The organism is Melghirimyces profundicolus (genome assembly GCF_003054245.1).
Taxonomy (GTDB): Bacteria; Bacillota; Bacilli; order Thermoactinomycetales; family DSM-45169; genus Melghirimyces; species Melghirimyces profundicolus.
On record NZ_QBKR01000032.1, the window covers coordinates 17,241 to 34,110 of the forward strand.

Genomic DNA, 16,870 nt, shown 5'->3' on the forward strand with positions numbered 1-16,870 from the left:
CTTTCTTCAATACATCCGGCCGTCCAGTTCCAGCTGAGCCTGAACGATGCGGACGATTTCCGCGATATAATCGCCGATGATGGGCAAATTGAGTGCGCCGAGCTTTCGAAGAAAATAGACAATCGTCGCCGCGAAGATGGTAAACCCGATGGCGATCCCCACCCCCCGGGCGATTCCGGTAAAGATGTTGATCAGAATCAACCGGGTCGGAGAGTTCAGCAATTGGACATATTGGGCGATTTCCCCCATCTCCATCTTCCGTCCCAGCTCCCTCAAGCGATCATCCACCTTCTTGAGCCATCCCCGGGTCACTTCGGTTTTTTGTTCCTCCATGTCTCACCCCTCCCGCCCCGTCATTGTTTCCTTCCCTCTTTAGAACTTCCCCGACGGGCCACTTTTCTTTCCGGTTTTCCCGCACGGTCGCACGACATACAAATTTTTCCCGGGCTCTTTTGGTTGTTACCCGCTGACCGGACACACACTAACCTTTGGAAGGAGGTGACAAGATGAAGATCGCCATCATGGGTGCCGGACTGGCGGGGCTGGCCTGTGCCATCACCCTGGAGAAACACGGCATCCAACCCGATCTCTTCGAAGACGGCCGGCAGGTGGGTGACCGGTTCCGTGTTGCAGAAGCGTTTATCGAAAAGTTGAACTTCCCTGTAAGAGACTCCTGTGCCTATTTTTCGGACCATCACGGAATTTATTTTCAACCCTCCTCCAATATCAATCGGATGGTGCTTATTTCCCCCCACCACCGGGCCGAGATTGAAGGCAAACTCGGATCGATCAACCTGCGCGGACGAGATGAAGATGCATTGGAGAAACAACTGGAAAGACAAATCCGGAGCAAAATCCACTTCAAATCGAAGAAGACTTACGAAGATCTGAAACGGCACTACACCCACATCGTGATGGCCACCGGCGACGGGGACGATGCCGCCGATCTGGGGAATTTTCGGAAAGACGGGGCATTTCGTCTTCAGGGAGCCTCCTGCAAGGGAACCTTCGATCCTCATACCGTTTACATTTGGTTGGATGAACGGATCGCTCCCCGTGGATACGGGTATGTTCTCCCCATGTCCAGGGAAGAGATTTCAGCGGTGATCGCCTATCCCGAATATCCGGGGGCCGAAAATGAAGCACAAACACACTGGCGCCTCTTCGAAGAAAAATTGGCCGATGAATTCCCTTCTCTCCGGTTGTCTGATTCCTTCCATATCAACCACTGTAAAACCGGGATCGCTCCCTCCCCCCGGATCGGCAACACCCTCATGGCCGGCAATTGTCTGTACGCTCTGATGCCTTCCACCGGGTTCGGTCAGTTTGCAGCTTTGCTGTCCGGGATTTACGCTGCGCAGGCATTGGCCGGAAAAGCCGACTACCGCACGTTGTGCGAGGACTTGTACCGAATTTATAAAAAATCCCTGATCCTCCGCCGCAGCCTTGAAACCATGAACAACCACCAAATGGACCGGTTCGTATCCATCATGGCCGGGCCGGTGGGTCATCACCTGCTGAACAGCCGGTTCAATTGGCCGGCAGTGGTGAGTGCCGTTACTCACCCCTGGCTCAACATCCGGAAATGGCGGACAGGGGCCAAAGAGCGGCAAAAACACTCCTGACAGAAAAAAGACCGGCGAATTTCTCCGGTCTTTTTGCGGTTCAGCCCCACCATGCGTTTGATGATCTCTCCGTCGATCGATCCGTTGGCCCGGGCTGTGGTCTCCGGCCCAAAACCACATTCTCCGGCGATGTGATTCTTCCATAAAGCCCACCACTCTCCGTGGTTTTCTGTCCGATGAAAATCCGCAGGAATCGGTTCCCTGTCTTCCCCCATCTGCTTCAGCCCCCTTCCTTTTAGAAACAGGGTTCGTTCCGACTCCTTTTTTATGCCACCATTCAAACCGGACTTCAGCGGATTCAGAAAAAAATCCAAATGTAACCCGTCTGATCCAGTTCTTCGGTGGGAAAAATGATGGAAAGATGAGATCAGAGGGAAGGAACTCCGGTGGGACAATCTGAATAGCCTGTATGAACCAGTCCCAGCGGAAAATGAAAGATCAGGGTGATGAATCATGCACCAACCGCTTGAGCTTTGCCAACAGTGCGGTAACCCGTTGAATTGGGGAGACATGTCCGGGTTTTGCGATCACTGCTCCCGGTCCAACGGCAAGTGGACCGAAGAAACAGCGGCCCCCTCTCACCCGGAAGAGGTCGAAGGCTTTCGGGAGGGCGACTGGGTTTCGTTTCAGGACCGGGTCTCCAACAAGGAGATGCTCGGTTGGATCGTGGATATCAACTCCTCCGTCATCCGGGTGAACACCTATGATCGCAAGCAGGGCGAAAGCCGGGGGCTTCATCGGATATCCCCGGACCATCTGAAACGGATCGGAATCCGCCTCAACAAAGAAGAACGCCGCGCTCTCCGTCGCCAGATGATCGATCTCGCGCTCCTGACCAAAGACAAAGAGTGGTGGGATGAACTCCAGCGGGAAGAGGCCGGCTGATCTCCACCTCCCGTCCGGCACCGCCGGACTTTTTGATTTCGGAATCCTGTATTTTTCTCATCTTCCTCTCACGGCGCTTTCACCCCCTGCCTGTATACTGGAGTGAACCACAACCATGGCGAACCCCTGTCCTTCCCATTTGATCCTGGTTTTAAGAAAAAGGCTGCCCGCATTTTAACGGGCAGCCTTTCTTTTCATTCCGAATAATGGTGTTGTACAGTGTCGGCGCAGCGATCGCAGAGGTCGGGGTATCGGGAGTTTTGGCCGACGGCGGGGCTGATCACCCAGCAGCGCTGACATTTCTCCCCTTCTGCCGGCTTCACTTTAACATGAAGGCCATCCCCTTCGACAGTGTCGCCTTCCGGTCCGTCTTCCGGCCGGAACAGTCGGACGTGGGAGACGATGAAGAGCTCGGCGAGGTTGTCCACACGGTGGAGAAGCTGGAATTTCTTCTCCGACGGATACAACTCGACGGAGGCGCCGAGGGAGTTGCCGATCACTTTCTCAGCCCGGGCTTCTTCCAGCGCTTTGAGAACGGTGTCCCTCACCCCGGTGAGAACGTCCCATTTCTCTTCCAGCTCTTTATCCAGATACCGGGCCTCCACCCGGGGAAAGTCGGTGAGCTGAACACTCTCGGTGTCGGTCCCGGGGACGTACTTCCACACCTCTTCCGTGGTGTGGGGCAGGATCGGATGGAGCATCTTTACGAGGGACAGGAGGGTCTCATACATCACCGTCTGGGAAGAGCGTCGTCTGATGTCCTCTTTGGGAAGTGTATAGAGCCGGTCCTTCAGCACATCCAGGTAAAACTGGCTGAGGAACACGGTGCAGTAGTTGTGGACCTGATAGTAAACGGCATGAAACTCGTAGGAGTCATACCCCTTGATTACCTTTTCCGTCAGGCGTTGCAATTTGGTGAGTGCGTAGCGGTCCAGTTCGTTCAGACGGTCGACTTCCACCCGATCGGTCTCCGGGTTAAAATCGGCCAGGTTGCCGAGAAGGAAGCGGAAGGTGTTCCGGATCTTCCGGTACACTTCAGCGATCTGCTTCAGGATGTCGTCCGAGACCCGGACATCGGCCTGGTAATCCACGGAGGCAACCCAGAGGCGCAGGATGTCGGCGCCGTAGGTCTTCATCACCTTGAGCGGATCGATTGTGTTTCCGAGGGATTTGGACATCTTCCGTCCTTCCCCGTCCAGGGTGAAGCCATGGGAGAGAACCTGACGATAGGGGGCCGTCCCCTTGGTGGCCACCGCCGTGGACAAGGAGGAGTTGAACCACCCACGGTACTGATCCGAGCCTTCCAGGTAGAGGTCCGCCGGCCAGTCGGTCTCCTCCCGCTGTTCCAGAACAGCGGCGTGGCTGCTCCCGGAATCAAACCAGACATCCATGGTGTCGGTCTCCTTGCGGAAGGAATCATGGCCGCATTCCGAACAGACCGCTCCTTCCGGCAGAAGTTCCTCCGTCTCACGTTCAAACCAGGTGTTGGAACCTTCCGCGGCAAACAGATTGGCGATTTTGTCGATAGAGGCATCGGTGATGTAGGGATGGCCGCAGGAACGGCAGTAGAAGATAGGGAGCGGAACACCCCAGACCCGCTGACGGGAGATGCACCAGTCTCCCCGCTCGGCCACCATGTTGGCCAGCCGCACTTCCCCCCAGGCCGGAGTCCATTTCACCTCTTTGATCGCCTCCAGCATCGCTTCCCGGAATCCGTCAATGGAGGCGAACCATTGTTCAGTGGCCCGAAAGATGACCGGCTTTTTGGTCCGCCAGTCGTGGGGGTACTGGTGAGTGATGAAGGTGAGCTTCAGCAGGGCTCCCACTTCCTCCAGTTTTTCGGTGACCCGTTTGTTGGCGTCATCGTAAAACAGGCCCTCAAACCCGGGGGCCTCCCGCGTGAAACGCCCCTTTTCGTCCACGGGACAAAGGACGCCCAAATCGTACTTCTTGCCCAACTCGAAGTCTTCGGCCCCGTGGCCCGGAGCGGTGTGGACGCAGCCAGTGCCGGCATCCAGCGTCACGTGGTCCCCGAGGATGACGGGACTTTCCCGGTCGTAGAAGGGATGTCGGCAAACCACACCTTCCAGATCGGCCCCCTTGAAGGTGGCCGTCCGTTCATAGTGATCGATTCCGACCCGTTTCATGACGTCGTCCACCAATTCCTCGGCGAGGAGAAGCTTCCGGCTTCCCGTATCCACCAGCGAATAAGTGAAATCGGCGTTTACCGCGACTCCCAGGTTGGCAGGGATGGTCCAAGGGGTGGTCGTCCAAATCACGACGTGGGTTTCCGCTTCCGGCAGCACCCCTTTGCCGTCTTGCACCGGAAAGGCGACATAGATGGAAGGGGATCGTTTGTCCTGGTATTCGACTTCCGCGTCCGCCAAAGCGGTTTCGGAAGAGGGGGACCAAAAGACCGAACGGTAACCCCGGTAGATGTAGCCCTTTTTCGCCATTTCGCCGAAAATCCGGATCTGGCGGGCTTCATACTCGGGATTCAGGGTGACATAGGGATGTTCCCAATCCCCCCGGATGCCGAGCCGTTTGAACTGTTCCCGCTGACGGTTGATGAAGGACCATGCGTAATCCGCACACAACTTCCGGAAGGTGACCGGATCTTCCTTTTTGCGATCCACCCCTTTTTTGGTAATGATCGCGTGCTCGATCGGCATCCCATGGGTGTCCCATCCGGGGATGTAGGGAGCATCCAACCCCCGCATCGACTGATAGCGGATGATGAAGTCTTTCAGCACCTTGTTCAGGGCGTGACCGATATGGATGTTTCCGTTGGCGTACGGGGGTCCGTCGTGCAGAATGAATTTCGGCTTGCCCCTCCGCATTTCCTGGACCTTGCCGTAGATGTCGATGTCATCCCACCATTTTTGCATCTCGGGTTCCCGATTGGGGAGATTGCCCCTCATGGGAAACTTCGTACGTGGAAGATTCAGGGTTTTTTTATAGTCCACTCTCAACTTCACTCCTTTCCAAAAAGCCGATCAATAAAAAAACTCCTCAATCCCGGTAGGGACGAGAAGTTACCCGCGGTACCACCCTAATAAGCCCTTCGTGGAAACGGAAGGACCCGCTTGACAACCCGTAACGTGGGTTTAACGGTCCGCCCTACTTCACGTTTCGGGAGGACAGCTCCCGGGTGATCTTCAACAGACGCAACGGATTAGGCTTTCACCATCCCTAATTCGCTGAACCGGTGCGTTTTCTGTCTACTCTCCCGTTCTTCGCTTTTACAGCGAAACCCCGTGCCGCTCACACAGGGTCCGCGATCGGCTTTTTCAGGGCCGGGTGACCTCGCCCCAACCCATTTTGTGATGTCCCGTCGGGACATTCCACAGGCGGCTTCATTTTCGTGTCGTTTCAGTATACCGGTCACCAATTGGAAAGTCAAGGGAAATTCGGTTCAGAACATCGCCTTCCGCTTCATCTTGCGGGAAGTCCGGCGCATTTCACGGCGGGGCTCGTCCCCTTCATCCATGTAAGACCCCTGGTCGTAGGAGGGGTTTGTGTTCTCCAAAGGACTGTGGCCGTATCCTTCCTGGCTGTACTCCTGGGACTGGCCGTAATCTTCCGGCTGTTGCAACGCGAGGTTGTCGGAACGACCTTCCGCATATTGGTCCAGCTGCTTTCCGACTTCGTCCAGCCCCTCTTCAAGCTCCTCCAAAGACTCCCAGTCGGAGTTCTCCAGAATATCAAGGTGGGACTGCACCAACGTGCGGAAACGGGCACGGTAGACGGTCGCCTTCTGTTTGAGGTCCAAAAGTTCGGTATGGACTTCGCGGGCTTTTTGCAGCGCTTCGTTGATGATGCGATCTGCGTTTTTCTCCGCTTCCTGGACGATCAGCTCGGCTTCCTTCTTGGCGTTCAGACGCACTTCTTCCGCCACTTCCTGCGCCACGCGGATCGATTTGTGAATGCTCTGTTCCATGGACGAGAGCGAAGAAGCGGAAGGCTGTTGTTGCTGAATCGGCGCCGGCGGCTCAGGCTGCTGGTACCGGGGCTGGGGTTGCGGTTGCGGCGGCTGCGGTGCAGGAGCTTGGGTATCTTGGGAAGGAGTTACCATCTGCTCCTCCAAAGCCTGCTCCAGCTCCTGCTGCAACTCTTCCACCTGTTGCTCCAGCTGCTGTTTCTCCCGGATGAGAAACTCAAAGTCTTTGATAATTTGATCGAGGAAGTCGTTGACTTCGTCTACGTCATAACCGCGAAAAGATCGTTTAAATTCTTTATTGTGTATGTCCAACGGACTAAGCGGCATGTTGGCACCTCCTTAAGGATTGGCTATGCCATTTTCTATTCTACAATGGTAGCAGAATTCCTTCCGGTTGGCTACATCAACTTGTCCGGCTTCATGAGATTTCCATATTCCCCCGGGGATCCGCTCACAGGTAGCGGATCAACCGGATCAGAAGACGGTTTTTCCTTGTCTCACCAAGGGTTTCGTCCACCCTGGCCCGTCCGTGTCCGCGAAGGGATATCATATCCCCTTCCCCGACAGGCTCAGCCGGATTTTCCGTCGGCTTCCAATTCACACGGCATTTCCCGGACTTGATCAGAGTGGCCGCTTTCCTTCGGGACAAACGAAAAGCCTCCGACGCCACCGCGTCAAGGCGGAGGGAAGCGACGGAAGCGGTGATCGACTGGGTGGTCTGTTCCGGAGGCCGGAGATGGGACTTCGGGATTTCCTTCACGTGAACGGACACCCGCCCGACCCGGTTCAACTGGGACCGGATGAAAGCTGCGATCTCACTTGCCACGACGATCTGACAACCCGGACCCGGTGAGAGGATGTCCCCGATTACCTCCCGCTTCAACCCCAACCCCAGGAGGGAACCGAGAACATCCGGGTGTTTCAGTTTCGAGCTTGTGTCCGCCGGTTCCAACTCCAGACAGGTGAGGCGGTGGTCCTCCTCTTTGATGAAAGGGGGGAGGATCCAGGCCCGTTTCCTCTCGGCATCGGAATAGCCCCCGTCAAAAGTGATTTCGAGATCGGGGGCCCTTCTCACCAACATCTTGCTGATGGTTTGTTCTCTCGGGTTCAAAAAGGGGGTCAGAGTCGGCCGGTATCGTTCCTCCGCCTGACCCACCCAGTCCAGAACCCGTTCCACAAACATCCGTTCATCCGGACGAAAATGGCGGAACAAATCCTCCTTCCGGAGCATTACATTCCCCCCAGGAGCAGATTCACGATAAAGTAAACCCCCTGCTCGATAAACATGAGAGCGATCAGAGCGACGATCGGCGAGATGTCGATCATCCCCAGGGGCGGGATAAAGCTGCGGAAGATGGACAGATACGGCTCCACCAGGCGGCCCAGGAAGACCGCGATGGGCGATTCCCTCCCGTTGGGAAACCAGGACAGGATAATGTAGCCGAAAATCAAAACCCGGTAGATGGTAAACAGTGTGCTCACGATTTCAAAGATCATGGGGTCACCTCAACAAATCATTCGCGTCATCGGAAATCAGTTCACTGATCGATCCCTGGATGTCAACGTTGGGTGGACTGCAGATGATGGTTTCCGGGCTCAGCTTGCTGATGTTTCCGTTTAAAGCGTAAACTGTTCCGCTCAGGAAATCAATCACCCGGTAAGCCTCTTCTTTGGGAAGGCGCTGCAGGCTGACCACGGTGGTGCGGTTGTTTTTCAGGTGGTCCGCGATGTTTTGTACCTCATCGTAAGACCGTGGTTCCGCGAGCATCACACGGACCTGCTTTGGCGCAGCATGAAGGGAAACCACATTTTTCCGGCCGCGGACCTCCATCTGTTCCGCGTCGGATGCCGTGGTGTAGTCCCGGGCTTGTCCTTCGTCATCCTCATAGATCCCGAAGAAGTTCATCACTCGATCCATGAAACTCAACGGAACCGCCTCCTCACCGTCCTGCGGAGTAAGACTGGCCAACCAAAATGGAACCCAGACGGACAAAGGTTGCGCCCTCTTCGACGGCCACTGTGTAGTCCCGCGACATTCCCATGGACAGATGGGGGACGGCCAGTCGAGGATCTCCGAGTCGTTGCAGTTCCTGTTGCAAAGCTTTCAGCTGCCGGAACACCGGCCGCACTTCTTCCGGATCCTCCGTAAAGGGGGCCATCGTCATGAGTCCTTCCAGCCGCAACCAAGGAAACTCCGCGGCTTCACGGGCAAAGTCCGTCAGCTCCTCCGGCCTTAAACCGTGTTTCGACGTTTCTCCCGAAACGTTCACCTGCATGAAACAGCGGGTGGGTTGGCCCACCCCTTCCGAGCGGCGGTTTAATTCCTTGGCCAGGGAATAGCGGTCCAGGGAATGAACATAGGTAAACTTCCCTGCCACTGCTTTTGCTTTATTGCTCTGGAGATGCCCGATAAAATGCCAGACTCCCCGGTCTCCGAGTGCTTTCCACTTGGGGACCGCTTCCTGGGCACGACTTTCCCCGATGTGAACAAGCCCCGCATCCAGGGCCCGGCGGGTGGTCTCCACATCGACGTATTTGGTCACCGCGACGATGCGGACGTCTTCGGGATTCCTTCCGGAACGCCGGCAAGCCTTTGCAATGGATTCCTTGACCTGTCGCAGATTTTGCTGGATCTCATCCATGGCTCCACCGTCCTTTCCCCATTCCGATAAAGGCAACCATCCGTCCCGTTTTTCCCCGGTCACGGCGATGGGAATGGAAAAGCTCCGGATGACAGCCGGTACACCACCCCGTCACGGTGATGCGGTCTTCCCGCAGGCCTTCCTCAAGCAACAGACGCCGGTTGACCTCCTTGAGGTCCAGCTTCCATTTTTCTTTCCCCGAGGGTTGAAGCACCTCATCGAAGGAACCTTTCAAGGTTTCCATGACGGGATTCGCCACTTTTTCGTCCACCTCGTAGCAACAGGCACCGATGGACGGTGCGATCGCCGCCCGTATATCCGCCTTTTCGGCTCCCCGTCCAACGAACTCACGGACCATCCGGGGACCGATCCGACCCACAGTGCCCCGCCAACCGGCGTGGGCCACACCGATGAGTCCGGCTTTGGGGCTGAAAAAGAGAAGCGGGACGCAATCTGCGTAAAACGAAGACAATAAGACATCCTTTTCCCCGGTGAACAACCCGTCGGTTTCCGGGAAAGCGGAATCGGTTCCGTCCCTTCCCCTGCCCCGATCCTCCGCGGTCACTTCCCGGATGCGGACCCCGTGGACCTGTTCTCCGGCTGTCCAACACGAGAAAGGGACGCCCAATTGGTCGGCGAGCCTTTTCCGGTTTTGGAGGACCCGCTCCCGTTGGCCGCCCACATGGAACGCATAGTTGGTGCGATCTGGGTCTTTTATGGATTCTCCATCCCTTGCGCTCATCCCTGCCACCAAACAGGGAAATTCCCTCTCCCAAGGAACGAGGGAAAAGGCGGGGACGGCAATATCCGCTCGTAATTGAAACGGTTCCATCGGCTCCCCTCCCATCTCTCATATTACCACAGCCGAAGGAGGAGACAAAACGATTCGTGGCTCAGTCACCGGAATCTTTCGGTGTGTTCAGCAGGGGACGGGATTCACGATCTTCGTGTGCATCGTAGGAGCGCGGGGAATCCAGCCGGACGAGGATCACATCCGCTCCGATTCGCACGATCTGGTTCCATGGGATGACCCATTCTTTCCCCCCCGTAAACAGACCGAAGACGCGGGATTCTCCCGGAACCACCAACGCCTTGATTTTTCCCAGACGAAGATCGATTTCCAGATCGTAGATCTGTCCCAACTTCCGGCCGTCGCTTACATTCACCACATCTTTGTCCTGAAGCTCTGATATTTTGATCATGATGGCGCCCACCCTGTCATTGGTGTTTTACTTCCCAGTATATGAGACGGGATGGGATAATTGCCCCAAGATTGTCCCTAACAGAAAACCGCACCGTGTGCGGCTATTGGATGAATTTATTCATTTGTTGGATGGCCGCTTTCTCCAGGCGGGAAACCTGAGCCTGGGAGATTCCGATCTCATCGGCCACTTCCATCTGCGTTTTTCCTTCAAAGAAGCGCATGGATAAAATCATTTTTTCCCGGTCGTTCAATTTCCCCATGGCTTCGCGGAGGGCAATTTCTTCCACCCAGTGCAGGTCCTTGTTTTGATCATCGGAGAGCTGATCCATCACGTAGATGGGATCTCCGCCGTCCTGGTAGATGGGTTCGAACAGGGAAACCGGATCCTGGATCGCATCCAGGGCGAAGACCACTTCTTCCTTTGGGACATTGAGCTCCTCGGAGATCTCAACGACCGTGGGCTCCTTGGAATGACGGTAGGTGAGCGTATCCCGCACCTGGAGTGCTTTGTAGGCGATGTCCCGGAGGGAACGGGAAACCCGGATGGGATTGTTGTCCCGGAGGTACCGGCGGATTTCCCCGATAATCATCGGAACCGCGTAAGTGGAAAATTTGACGTTCTGACTGAGATCGAAGTTGTCGATCGCTTTCATCAAGCCGATGCACCCGACCTGAAACAGATCGTCCACGTTTTCCCCGCGGTTGTTGAACCGCTGAATGACACTCAGGACCAACCGGAGGTTGCCGTTCACCAGTTTTTCACGGGCCGAGCGGTCTCCCTCCTCTTGCAGGGAGCGAAAGAGGGCGCGCATTTCCTCGTTTTTTAGTACGGGCAGTTTGGAAGTATCAACGCCGCATATTTCCACTTTGTTTCGCGCCATGGATTCCCCTCCTACAGAAGCATTAATGTTAAGTATCTCCTCGGGAGGGGATTTTATAATGTAATGAAATAAAATGGATGCAGAGGCCGTGGCGACAGAGATTCGCCGTCCAACAGAAAAGCCGCCCGAAGGCGGCCGTCACACCATCTTGTTGAATTCCTTGCGAAGGCGTTTGATGATCCGTTTTTCCAGCCGGGAGATGTAGGATTGAGAGATACCCAAAAGATCCGCCACGTCTTTCTGGGTTTTCTCTTCTCCGCCATTGAGTCCGAACCGAAGCTCCATGATTTTCCGTTCCCGGTCCGAGAGTTTGGAGAGGGCCGTGCGCAGGATATTCCGGTCCACTTGTTCTTCAATGTTCCGGTAGATGGTGTCGTTCTCCGTCCCCATCACATCGGAAAGGAGCAATTCGTTGCCGTCCCAGTCCATGTTGAGAGGTTCGTCGAAGGAAACTTCGGACCGGATCTTATTGTTCCGCCTCAAGAACATCAGGATTTCATTTTCGATGCAACGGGAAGCGTAAGTGGCCAGTTTGATCTTCTTCGTCGGGTCGAAGGTGTTGACCGCTTTGATCAGTCCGATGGTTCCGATGGAGACGAGATCTTCAATGTTGATCCCCGTGTTCTCGAACTTGCGGGCAATATAGACAACCAAACGGAGGTTCCGCTCAATCAGCATGGCCCGGACCGCCGCATCCCCGTCGGGCAGACGGTCGAGGAGATGTGCCTCCTCCTCCCGGGTCAAGGGCGGCGGCAGAGCTTCACTTCCGCCGATATAATATATTTCTTCTCCTTTGAGCCCGATTTGCATAAGGATACGATACCACAGCAGTTGCAACGCCAGCTTCCACTTGACAATCATACACTCAACCTCCTCGCACAAGAATCAGGCTCACTCACCCTGCGGCCGGCATGCAGGAAGGATGCAGGATGGCCTGGAACGTTCCGTCGCTCGACAGCCGTCGATCGTCCAGTCCGACCAGGACTTTACCCGCATCGTACCAGATTCCGTCCTGGAAGATTTCCACCCGGTCCGGCTTCAAGGTAAGCATCAACCCCGCGTCGCTCGCGGCCCCTCGAAAGGGAACCAACCGGATCCGGGTCATCCACTCCCGGGTAAGATCTTCTCCGAACCGCTCCCAGTTCTTTTCACGAGCCAACTTCACCACCGGATCCGGAAGAAAGGGGATCAAAGGTTCCAATTCCACCATCATCACCGGAGTGCGGGAGATGGGATCCCTGAGCTGGTTCCCGGTATCCATCAGCCCAACGCATTCCAGCTTCCGGTTATTGATCCGGATGGCCACCCGAGTCAAGTGCCGGTTCACCTTCTGGCGTTCCTGGATCGTACCGAAGGAGATCCTTGCATACAGCCAAACCAGGGGAAAAGCCAACAGCACAAATCCCCAGGACACGGGAGAACCCCAGCCATAGGACGGATTAAGGAGCATGCCGCCGGAAGCTTGGACCCCTCCGGAAAAGAAGTAATGGAGAGCGAACATCCCTCCCCCGGTCACAAAAGAGATCAGATAGAATACTCCGAGATTCCTCAGAAAAGCGAGTGGACCGCGGTAACCCATCGCTACCCAGATCATCAGGACGGAAAAGAGCATTTTTCCCGGAAAAGTATAAGTGAGGACCAGGGGATGCGTCAGGTGGATCACGGCGTAACACGCTCCGAGGAACGCAGCTGAAAAAAGGCGCCAGTGAGGTGCCGGTTGGCGTCTGATCGCGGAAGTCAACCATAACAATAAAAAGTCAATGCAAAGGTTCAGGGCGAAAACCAAATCGGCATAAACAACCATTTTTGGGTTCCTTCCCCTGTTTAAGGTGGTATCAGTATATCTCAATCCTATTTCATTGTCTGTCTAAACTTGCTGCCCGGCGGATACTTTTTTTGTCGTATTTTGGCGGATCGGAGGATCGGTCGGCAGACCATTTTTCCCCGGATAAATAACGGGCGCCCCTCAAGGGGCGCCCGTGTCCGGCCTTGGAATTCTATTTTTTCCGCCGGTGCCGGAGAAAGGTCGGAATCTCCAGACCTCCGTCCGACTTCGGCTTCACAATGTCAATCTGACTGGGTTTCTCGGCGGAACGGGAATCCCGGTCCAGACCGAACTGGGGCTTTTTGGCTTTTTCGGTCTCTTTCTGCGTGTCGAAGCCGGTTGCGATCACCGTGACCAGGATTTCATCCTTCAGGTCTTCGTTGATCACCGCCCCGAAGATCATGTTCACTTCGGGATCGGAAGCCGATGCCACAATGTCCGCCGCTTCATTCACTTCATACAAGCTGAGGTTCGTCCCGCCGGTGATGTTCATCAGGACTCCGCGGGCCCCGTCGATGGAGGTTTCCAAAAGCGGACTGCAGATGGCCTTTTTGGCCGCCTCCGTCGCCCGGGATTCCCCGGTGGCCATGCCGATCCCCATAAGGGCGGAACCGCGTTCGGTCATGATCGTCTTCACGTCGGCGAAGTCCAGGTTGATGAGACCGGGTACGGCGATCAGGTCAGAGATACCCTGGACACCCTGACGAAGGACATTGTCCGCCTCGCGGAAGGCCTCCAGCATCGGCGTATTTTTATCCACGATCTCGAGCAGTCGGTCGTTGGGGATGACAATCAGGGTGTCCACTTTTTCCTTCAGTTCGGCAATGCCTTGATCGGCCTGCAGGGAACGTTTCCGACCTTCAAAGGTAAAGGGGCGGGTGACCACCCCGACCGTAAGGGCTCCTTGATCCCTGGCCACCTCGGCGATCTCCGGAGCGGCTCCGGTGCCGGTTCCACCGCCCATCCCCGCGGTGACAAAGACCATGTCCGCTCCTTTCAGGACGTTTTCCACATTTTCGCGGCTTTCTTCCGCCGCTTTTTTCCCGATGTTGGGGTTGGCGCCCGCGCCCAATCCCCGGGTCAGTTTTTCGCCGATCTGGACCTTGATCGGCGCCTGGGAACGGTTGAGCGCCTGGGCATCCGTATTCACCGCGATGAACTCGACTCCCTGCACTCCGCTCTCAATCATACGGTTGACGGCATTGCTGCCGCCTCCTCCCACACCGATCACCTTTATCTGAGCGATTTGTTCGACTTCCATATCAAACTCCAACATCGATTGTCCCTCCAATATCCGTGAGTCTCTCTTCCTCCTCAGATGAATTCGCTCAAAAAGTTTTTGAGTTTCACCCAAGTGGAGGGGCCCTTCTTATTTTTAGAGGGCCTTTTCTGATTTTCCGGTCCGACGAGCTGGTGGATGAAGCGACGCCGGATGTAATGGATCATGCCCACCCCGCTGGTGAAGGAGGGGTCCTCCACCCCGATATGCCGGGGAGAAACCAACCGAACCGCCTGCCCCAGTTGAGCCTGTGCAACCCCCAGAATATGGGGAATGGACATGACCCCGCCGGTCAGGACGTATCCACCGGCGGGCTCACGGGAGAATCCCAACGATTCCACCTCGTCCCGGATCAATTGGAAGATTTCCTCCACCCGGGGTTCAATAATCATCGCCAACTCTTCCTGGGAGACGGTTTTTTCCTTGTTGCTCCCGATGGTCGGAACCTGAAAGGTGACCTCCTGATCCGCTTCCTCCACAAGAGCGACGCCGTATTTGCGTTTCAGTTTTTCCGCCGTTTCCGTCTGGGTCCTGAGACCGTAAGCGATATCGTGGGTGATATATTCCCCGCCTACGGGGAGCACCCCGGTGGAAAGCAAATGTCCCTGTTCGTAAACGGCGAGTGTTGTGGTCCCGGCACCGATGTCCGCCAACACCACACCCATGTTCTTCTCGTCCGCGGAAAGGGAAATTTCCCCCGCCGCCAGCGGCAACAATATGATTCCCGCCACCGACAGATCGGCTTTTTCCACACAGCGAAGGACATTGTGGATGATCGTTTTGGATCCGGTGACAATCGTGGCATCCACTTCGAGACGAACCCCCACCATTCCGTGGGGGTCCTGGATATCCCGCAAGCCATCCACCACAAACTGTTTGGGGACCACTTCAACGACCGCCCGTTCCGGAGGCAGGGCCACCACGCGGGCAGCCTGCATCACCCGGTCGATGTCATCCTGGCCGATTTCCTTGTTTTCACCGGAAACGGCCACCACCCCGTGGCTGGATTGCAGGGAAACATGGTTCCCGGAAATTCCCACGAAAACTTTCGAAATGTCTATTCCAACCATCCGCTCGGCGTGGTCAATCGCTTCGCGAATCGATTGAACCGCTTGGTCAATGTCAATGATGGCCCCTTTCTTCGTCCCCTTGGAGACCGCGGAACCGACGCCGACGATCTGTGTGTTTTCCCTGGTCACTTCGGCGACGATCACGCGCACTTTCGATGTGCCTATGTCAAGGCTGACAATAAACTCTCCACTGCTCAAATCCTGGGCACCTCCTTGCCCGAGATTCTGAAACATGGTGGTGGAAATGGTGTTATGCTTTCTTTGTATAAGAGGGGAGAAGCGAAGGGAAGAATCCGCTTGTACCTCAGATATTCAACACGAAGAGGTTTTTCCCCTTTTTCCCTCCCAACTTTTTCTTCCCTTTTCCACCCGTCTCGCTCACCGTTCCCGGGAGGGGTCGCCGGGAACGTACCATGTGCTCTCCAGCAAGTTCAGTGTCCCCGGGGGACGATCTTTGAAATGGGGGTAGTATTTCACTTTTTCACCCAATTCGGATGCCTGAACCCGTATCAAATGGTCCCGACGCGTGTAGATTTTAACGAGGTCGGGATATGTAACGTCCTTGCCGGGCCGGATTTCCGACAGCTCCAAAATCACCTTCGGGGAAAGTTCGGACAGTCCCGCCGCGACGGAAGCCAGCATTTCGCCCTTTCCAAAATCACGGATCACGGGTCGGTCCACCTCGCCCTCCCAAGGCTCTTCCTGCAAAACGGATCCATCCGACAGGAGCGGATAGATCTTTCGGTCACCAGCCCAGTAACCCACCCGTTTCACTTCGGTCAGACGAATCCGGACGGTCCCCGGGAAGGACTTGGAGACCGTAGCGTCCCGCACCTGGGGAAGAGTCCGCAAAGCCTGTTCCGCTTTCCCCGTCTCCCAATGGAAAAAAGACGTTCCTTTCACGAGACGGACGGTTTCCAGCACCTCCCGGTCCGATACCAGGTGGTTTCCTTCCACGCGGATCTCCCGGATCTCGCTCAGGGGGGACTTGAGGAACAATACCAGACAAACGCCCAGGAAAAACAGGAGAATAAAAAAGATGGCCGTCACCGATGGAGGCTTTCGACCATGATTTGAAGGGCGCAAGGGCGGAACCCGTTCTTCCACAGGCAACCTCTCCTTCCCGATCCCCGCACCCGGAATGGTTCCTGAAAGAACCTTCATCTATGTTACCACAAAGTATCGATAACGGGACGGGGTTTGTCGAGGATTTGCCACAGAATGGGCAAAAAAATCCCCTGTGTGAACCGCAGTGTCCCCGGCGGGGACCGCTCGCCAACCAGAAGCGTTGTGAAAAAGTGAGCGGCGCATTTACCCAAAGCCGCTCCGGCTGCACTCACAGAGCACAAGTCTCGCCGGGGGTCGCTTCACTCCCGGTCTCGCTATGCACTCACAGAGCACAAGTCTCGCCGGGGTCGCTTCTTACTCCCGGTCTCGCTATGCACTCACAGAGCACAAGTCTCGCCGGGGTCGCTTCACTCCCGGTCTCGCTATGCACTCACAGAGCACAAGTCTCGCC

The 16,870-nt window shown here is 55.8% G+C and carries 17 protein-coding genes and 1 other annotated feature; of the genes, 2 read left to right on the plus strand and 15 right to left on the minus strand.

Features of this window, described 5'->3' with window-relative positions:
- Positions 1-6 precede the first annotated feature (6 nt).
- Complete coding sequence (locus C8P63_RS16700; protein ID WP_108026023.1) at positions 7-333, minus strand: DUF5665 domain-containing protein; 327 nt, start codon at positions 331-333, stop codon at positions 7-9.
- Between the two features lie 173 nt (positions 334-506).
- Between C8P63_RS16700 and C8P63_RS16705 the strand changes: the two genes are divergently transcribed.
- Both C8P63_RS16705 and C8P63_RS16715 read left to right on the plus strand, forming a co-directional pair.
- Positions 507-1,625 carry an NAD(P)-binding protein gene (locus C8P63_RS16705; protein WP_108026025.1) on the plus strand — a complete coding sequence of 373 codons (1,119 nt, stop codon included), beginning with the start codon at positions 507-509 and terminating at the stop codon, positions 1,623-1,625.
- A gap of 453 nt (positions 1,626-2,078) precedes the next feature.
- Positions 2,079-2,510: a hypothetical protein gene (locus C8P63_RS16715; RefSeq protein WP_146172201.1), complete on the plus strand. Its 432-nt coding sequence runs from the start codon at positions 2,079-2,081 to the stop codon at positions 2,508-2,510.
- A gap of 194 nt (positions 2,511-2,704) precedes the next feature.
- Here C8P63_RS16715 and ileS read toward each other — a convergent pair whose 3' ends face one another.
- The 14 genes from ileS to C8P63_RS16785 form a co-directional block, all read right to left on the minus strand.
- The gene (gene ileS / locus C8P63_RS16720; RefSeq protein ID WP_108026031.1) at positions 2,705-5,476 is read right to left on the minus strand and encodes an isoleucine--tRNA ligase; all 2,772 of its coding nucleotides are present in this window, start codon (positions 5,474-5,476) and stop codon (positions 2,705-2,707) included.
- 54 nt (positions 5,477-5,530) lie between these two features.
- Positions 5,531-5,756, minus strand: a binding site (T-box leader).
- 169 nt (positions 5,757-5,925) lie between these two features.
- Positions 5,926-6,777, minus strand: a complete 852-nt coding sequence (locus tag C8P63_RS16725; RefSeq protein ID WP_108026033.1) for a DivIVA domain-containing protein — start codon at positions 6,775-6,777, stop codon at positions 5,926-5,928.
- A gap of 124 nt (positions 6,778-6,901) precedes the next feature.
- The gene (locus tag C8P63_RS16730; RefSeq protein ID WP_108026035.1) at positions 6,902-7,681 is read right to left on the minus strand and encodes a YlmH family RNA-binding protein; all 780 of its coding nucleotides are present in this window, start codon (positions 7,679-7,681) and stop codon (positions 6,902-6,904) included.
- Positions 7,681-7,947, minus strand: a complete 267-nt coding sequence (locus C8P63_RS16735) for a YggT family protein (RefSeq protein ID WP_108026037.1) — start codon at positions 7,945-7,947, stop codon at positions 7,681-7,683. Before C8P63_RS16735 ends, C8P63_RS16730 begins: the two co-directional genes overlap by 1 nt.
- 4 nt (positions 7,948-7,951) lie before the next feature.
- Positions 7,952-8,368, minus strand: coding sequence for a cell division protein SepF (locus C8P63_RS16740; RefSeq protein WP_342748102.1), 417 nt, complete (start codon positions 8,366-8,368; stop codon positions 7,952-7,954).
- Between the two features lie 22 nt (positions 8,369-8,390).
- Positions 8,391-9,092, minus strand: a complete 702-nt coding sequence (locus C8P63_RS16745) for a YggS family pyridoxal phosphate-dependent enzyme (protein WP_108026040.1) — start codon at positions 9,090-9,092, stop codon at positions 8,391-8,393.
- On the minus strand, positions 9,085-9,924 hold the full coding sequence (pgeF, locus tag C8P63_RS16750; protein WP_170109728.1) for a peptidoglycan editing factor PgeF: 840 nt from the start codon (positions 9,922-9,924) through the stop codon (positions 9,085-9,087). The genes C8P63_RS16745 and pgeF overlap by 8 nt, the downstream gene beginning before the upstream one ends.
- A 61-nt stretch (positions 9,925-9,985) precedes the next feature.
- A complete protein-coding gene (locus C8P63_RS16755) occupies positions 9,986-10,294 on the minus strand; it encodes a YlmC/YmxH family sporulation protein (protein ID WP_108026044.1) in 309 nt (102 codons plus the stop codon).
- 103 nt (positions 10,295-10,397) lie between these two features.
- Positions 10,398-11,177, minus strand: a complete 780-nt coding sequence (sigG, locus tag C8P63_RS16760; RefSeq protein ID WP_108026046.1) for an RNA polymerase sporulation sigma factor SigG — start codon at positions 11,175-11,177, stop codon at positions 10,398-10,400.
- Between the two features lie 138 nt (positions 11,178-11,315).
- Positions 11,316-12,038: an RNA polymerase sporulation sigma factor SigE gene (gene sigE / locus C8P63_RS16765; RefSeq protein ID WP_108026048.1), complete on the minus strand. Its 723-nt coding sequence runs from the start codon at positions 12,036-12,038 to the stop codon at positions 11,316-11,318.
- 34 nt (positions 12,039-12,072) lie between these two features.
- Positions 12,073-12,981 (minus strand): sigma-E processing peptidase SpoIIGA, encoded by a 909-nt coding sequence (spoIIGA, locus tag C8P63_RS16770; RefSeq protein ID WP_108026051.1) that lies wholly within the window; start codon positions 12,979-12,981, stop codon positions 12,073-12,075.
- Between the two features lie 193 nt (positions 12,982-13,174).
- On the minus strand, positions 13,175-14,278 hold the full coding sequence (gene ftsZ, locus C8P63_RS16775; protein WP_108026053.1) for a cell division protein FtsZ: 1,104 nt from the start codon (positions 14,276-14,278) through the stop codon (positions 13,175-13,177).
- A 38-nt stretch (positions 14,279-14,316) separates the two neighbouring features.
- Complete coding sequence (gene ftsA / locus C8P63_RS16780) at positions 14,317-15,549, minus strand: cell division protein FtsA (protein WP_108026055.1); 1,233 nt, start codon at positions 15,547-15,549, stop codon at positions 14,317-14,319.
- A 180-nt stretch (positions 15,550-15,729) separates the two neighbouring features.
- Entirely contained in the window at positions 15,730-16,458 is a 729-nt protein-coding gene (locus tag C8P63_RS16785) for a cell division protein FtsQ/DivIB (RefSeq protein ID WP_170109729.1), read from the minus strand.
- Positions 16,459-16,870 lie beyond the last annotated feature (412 nt).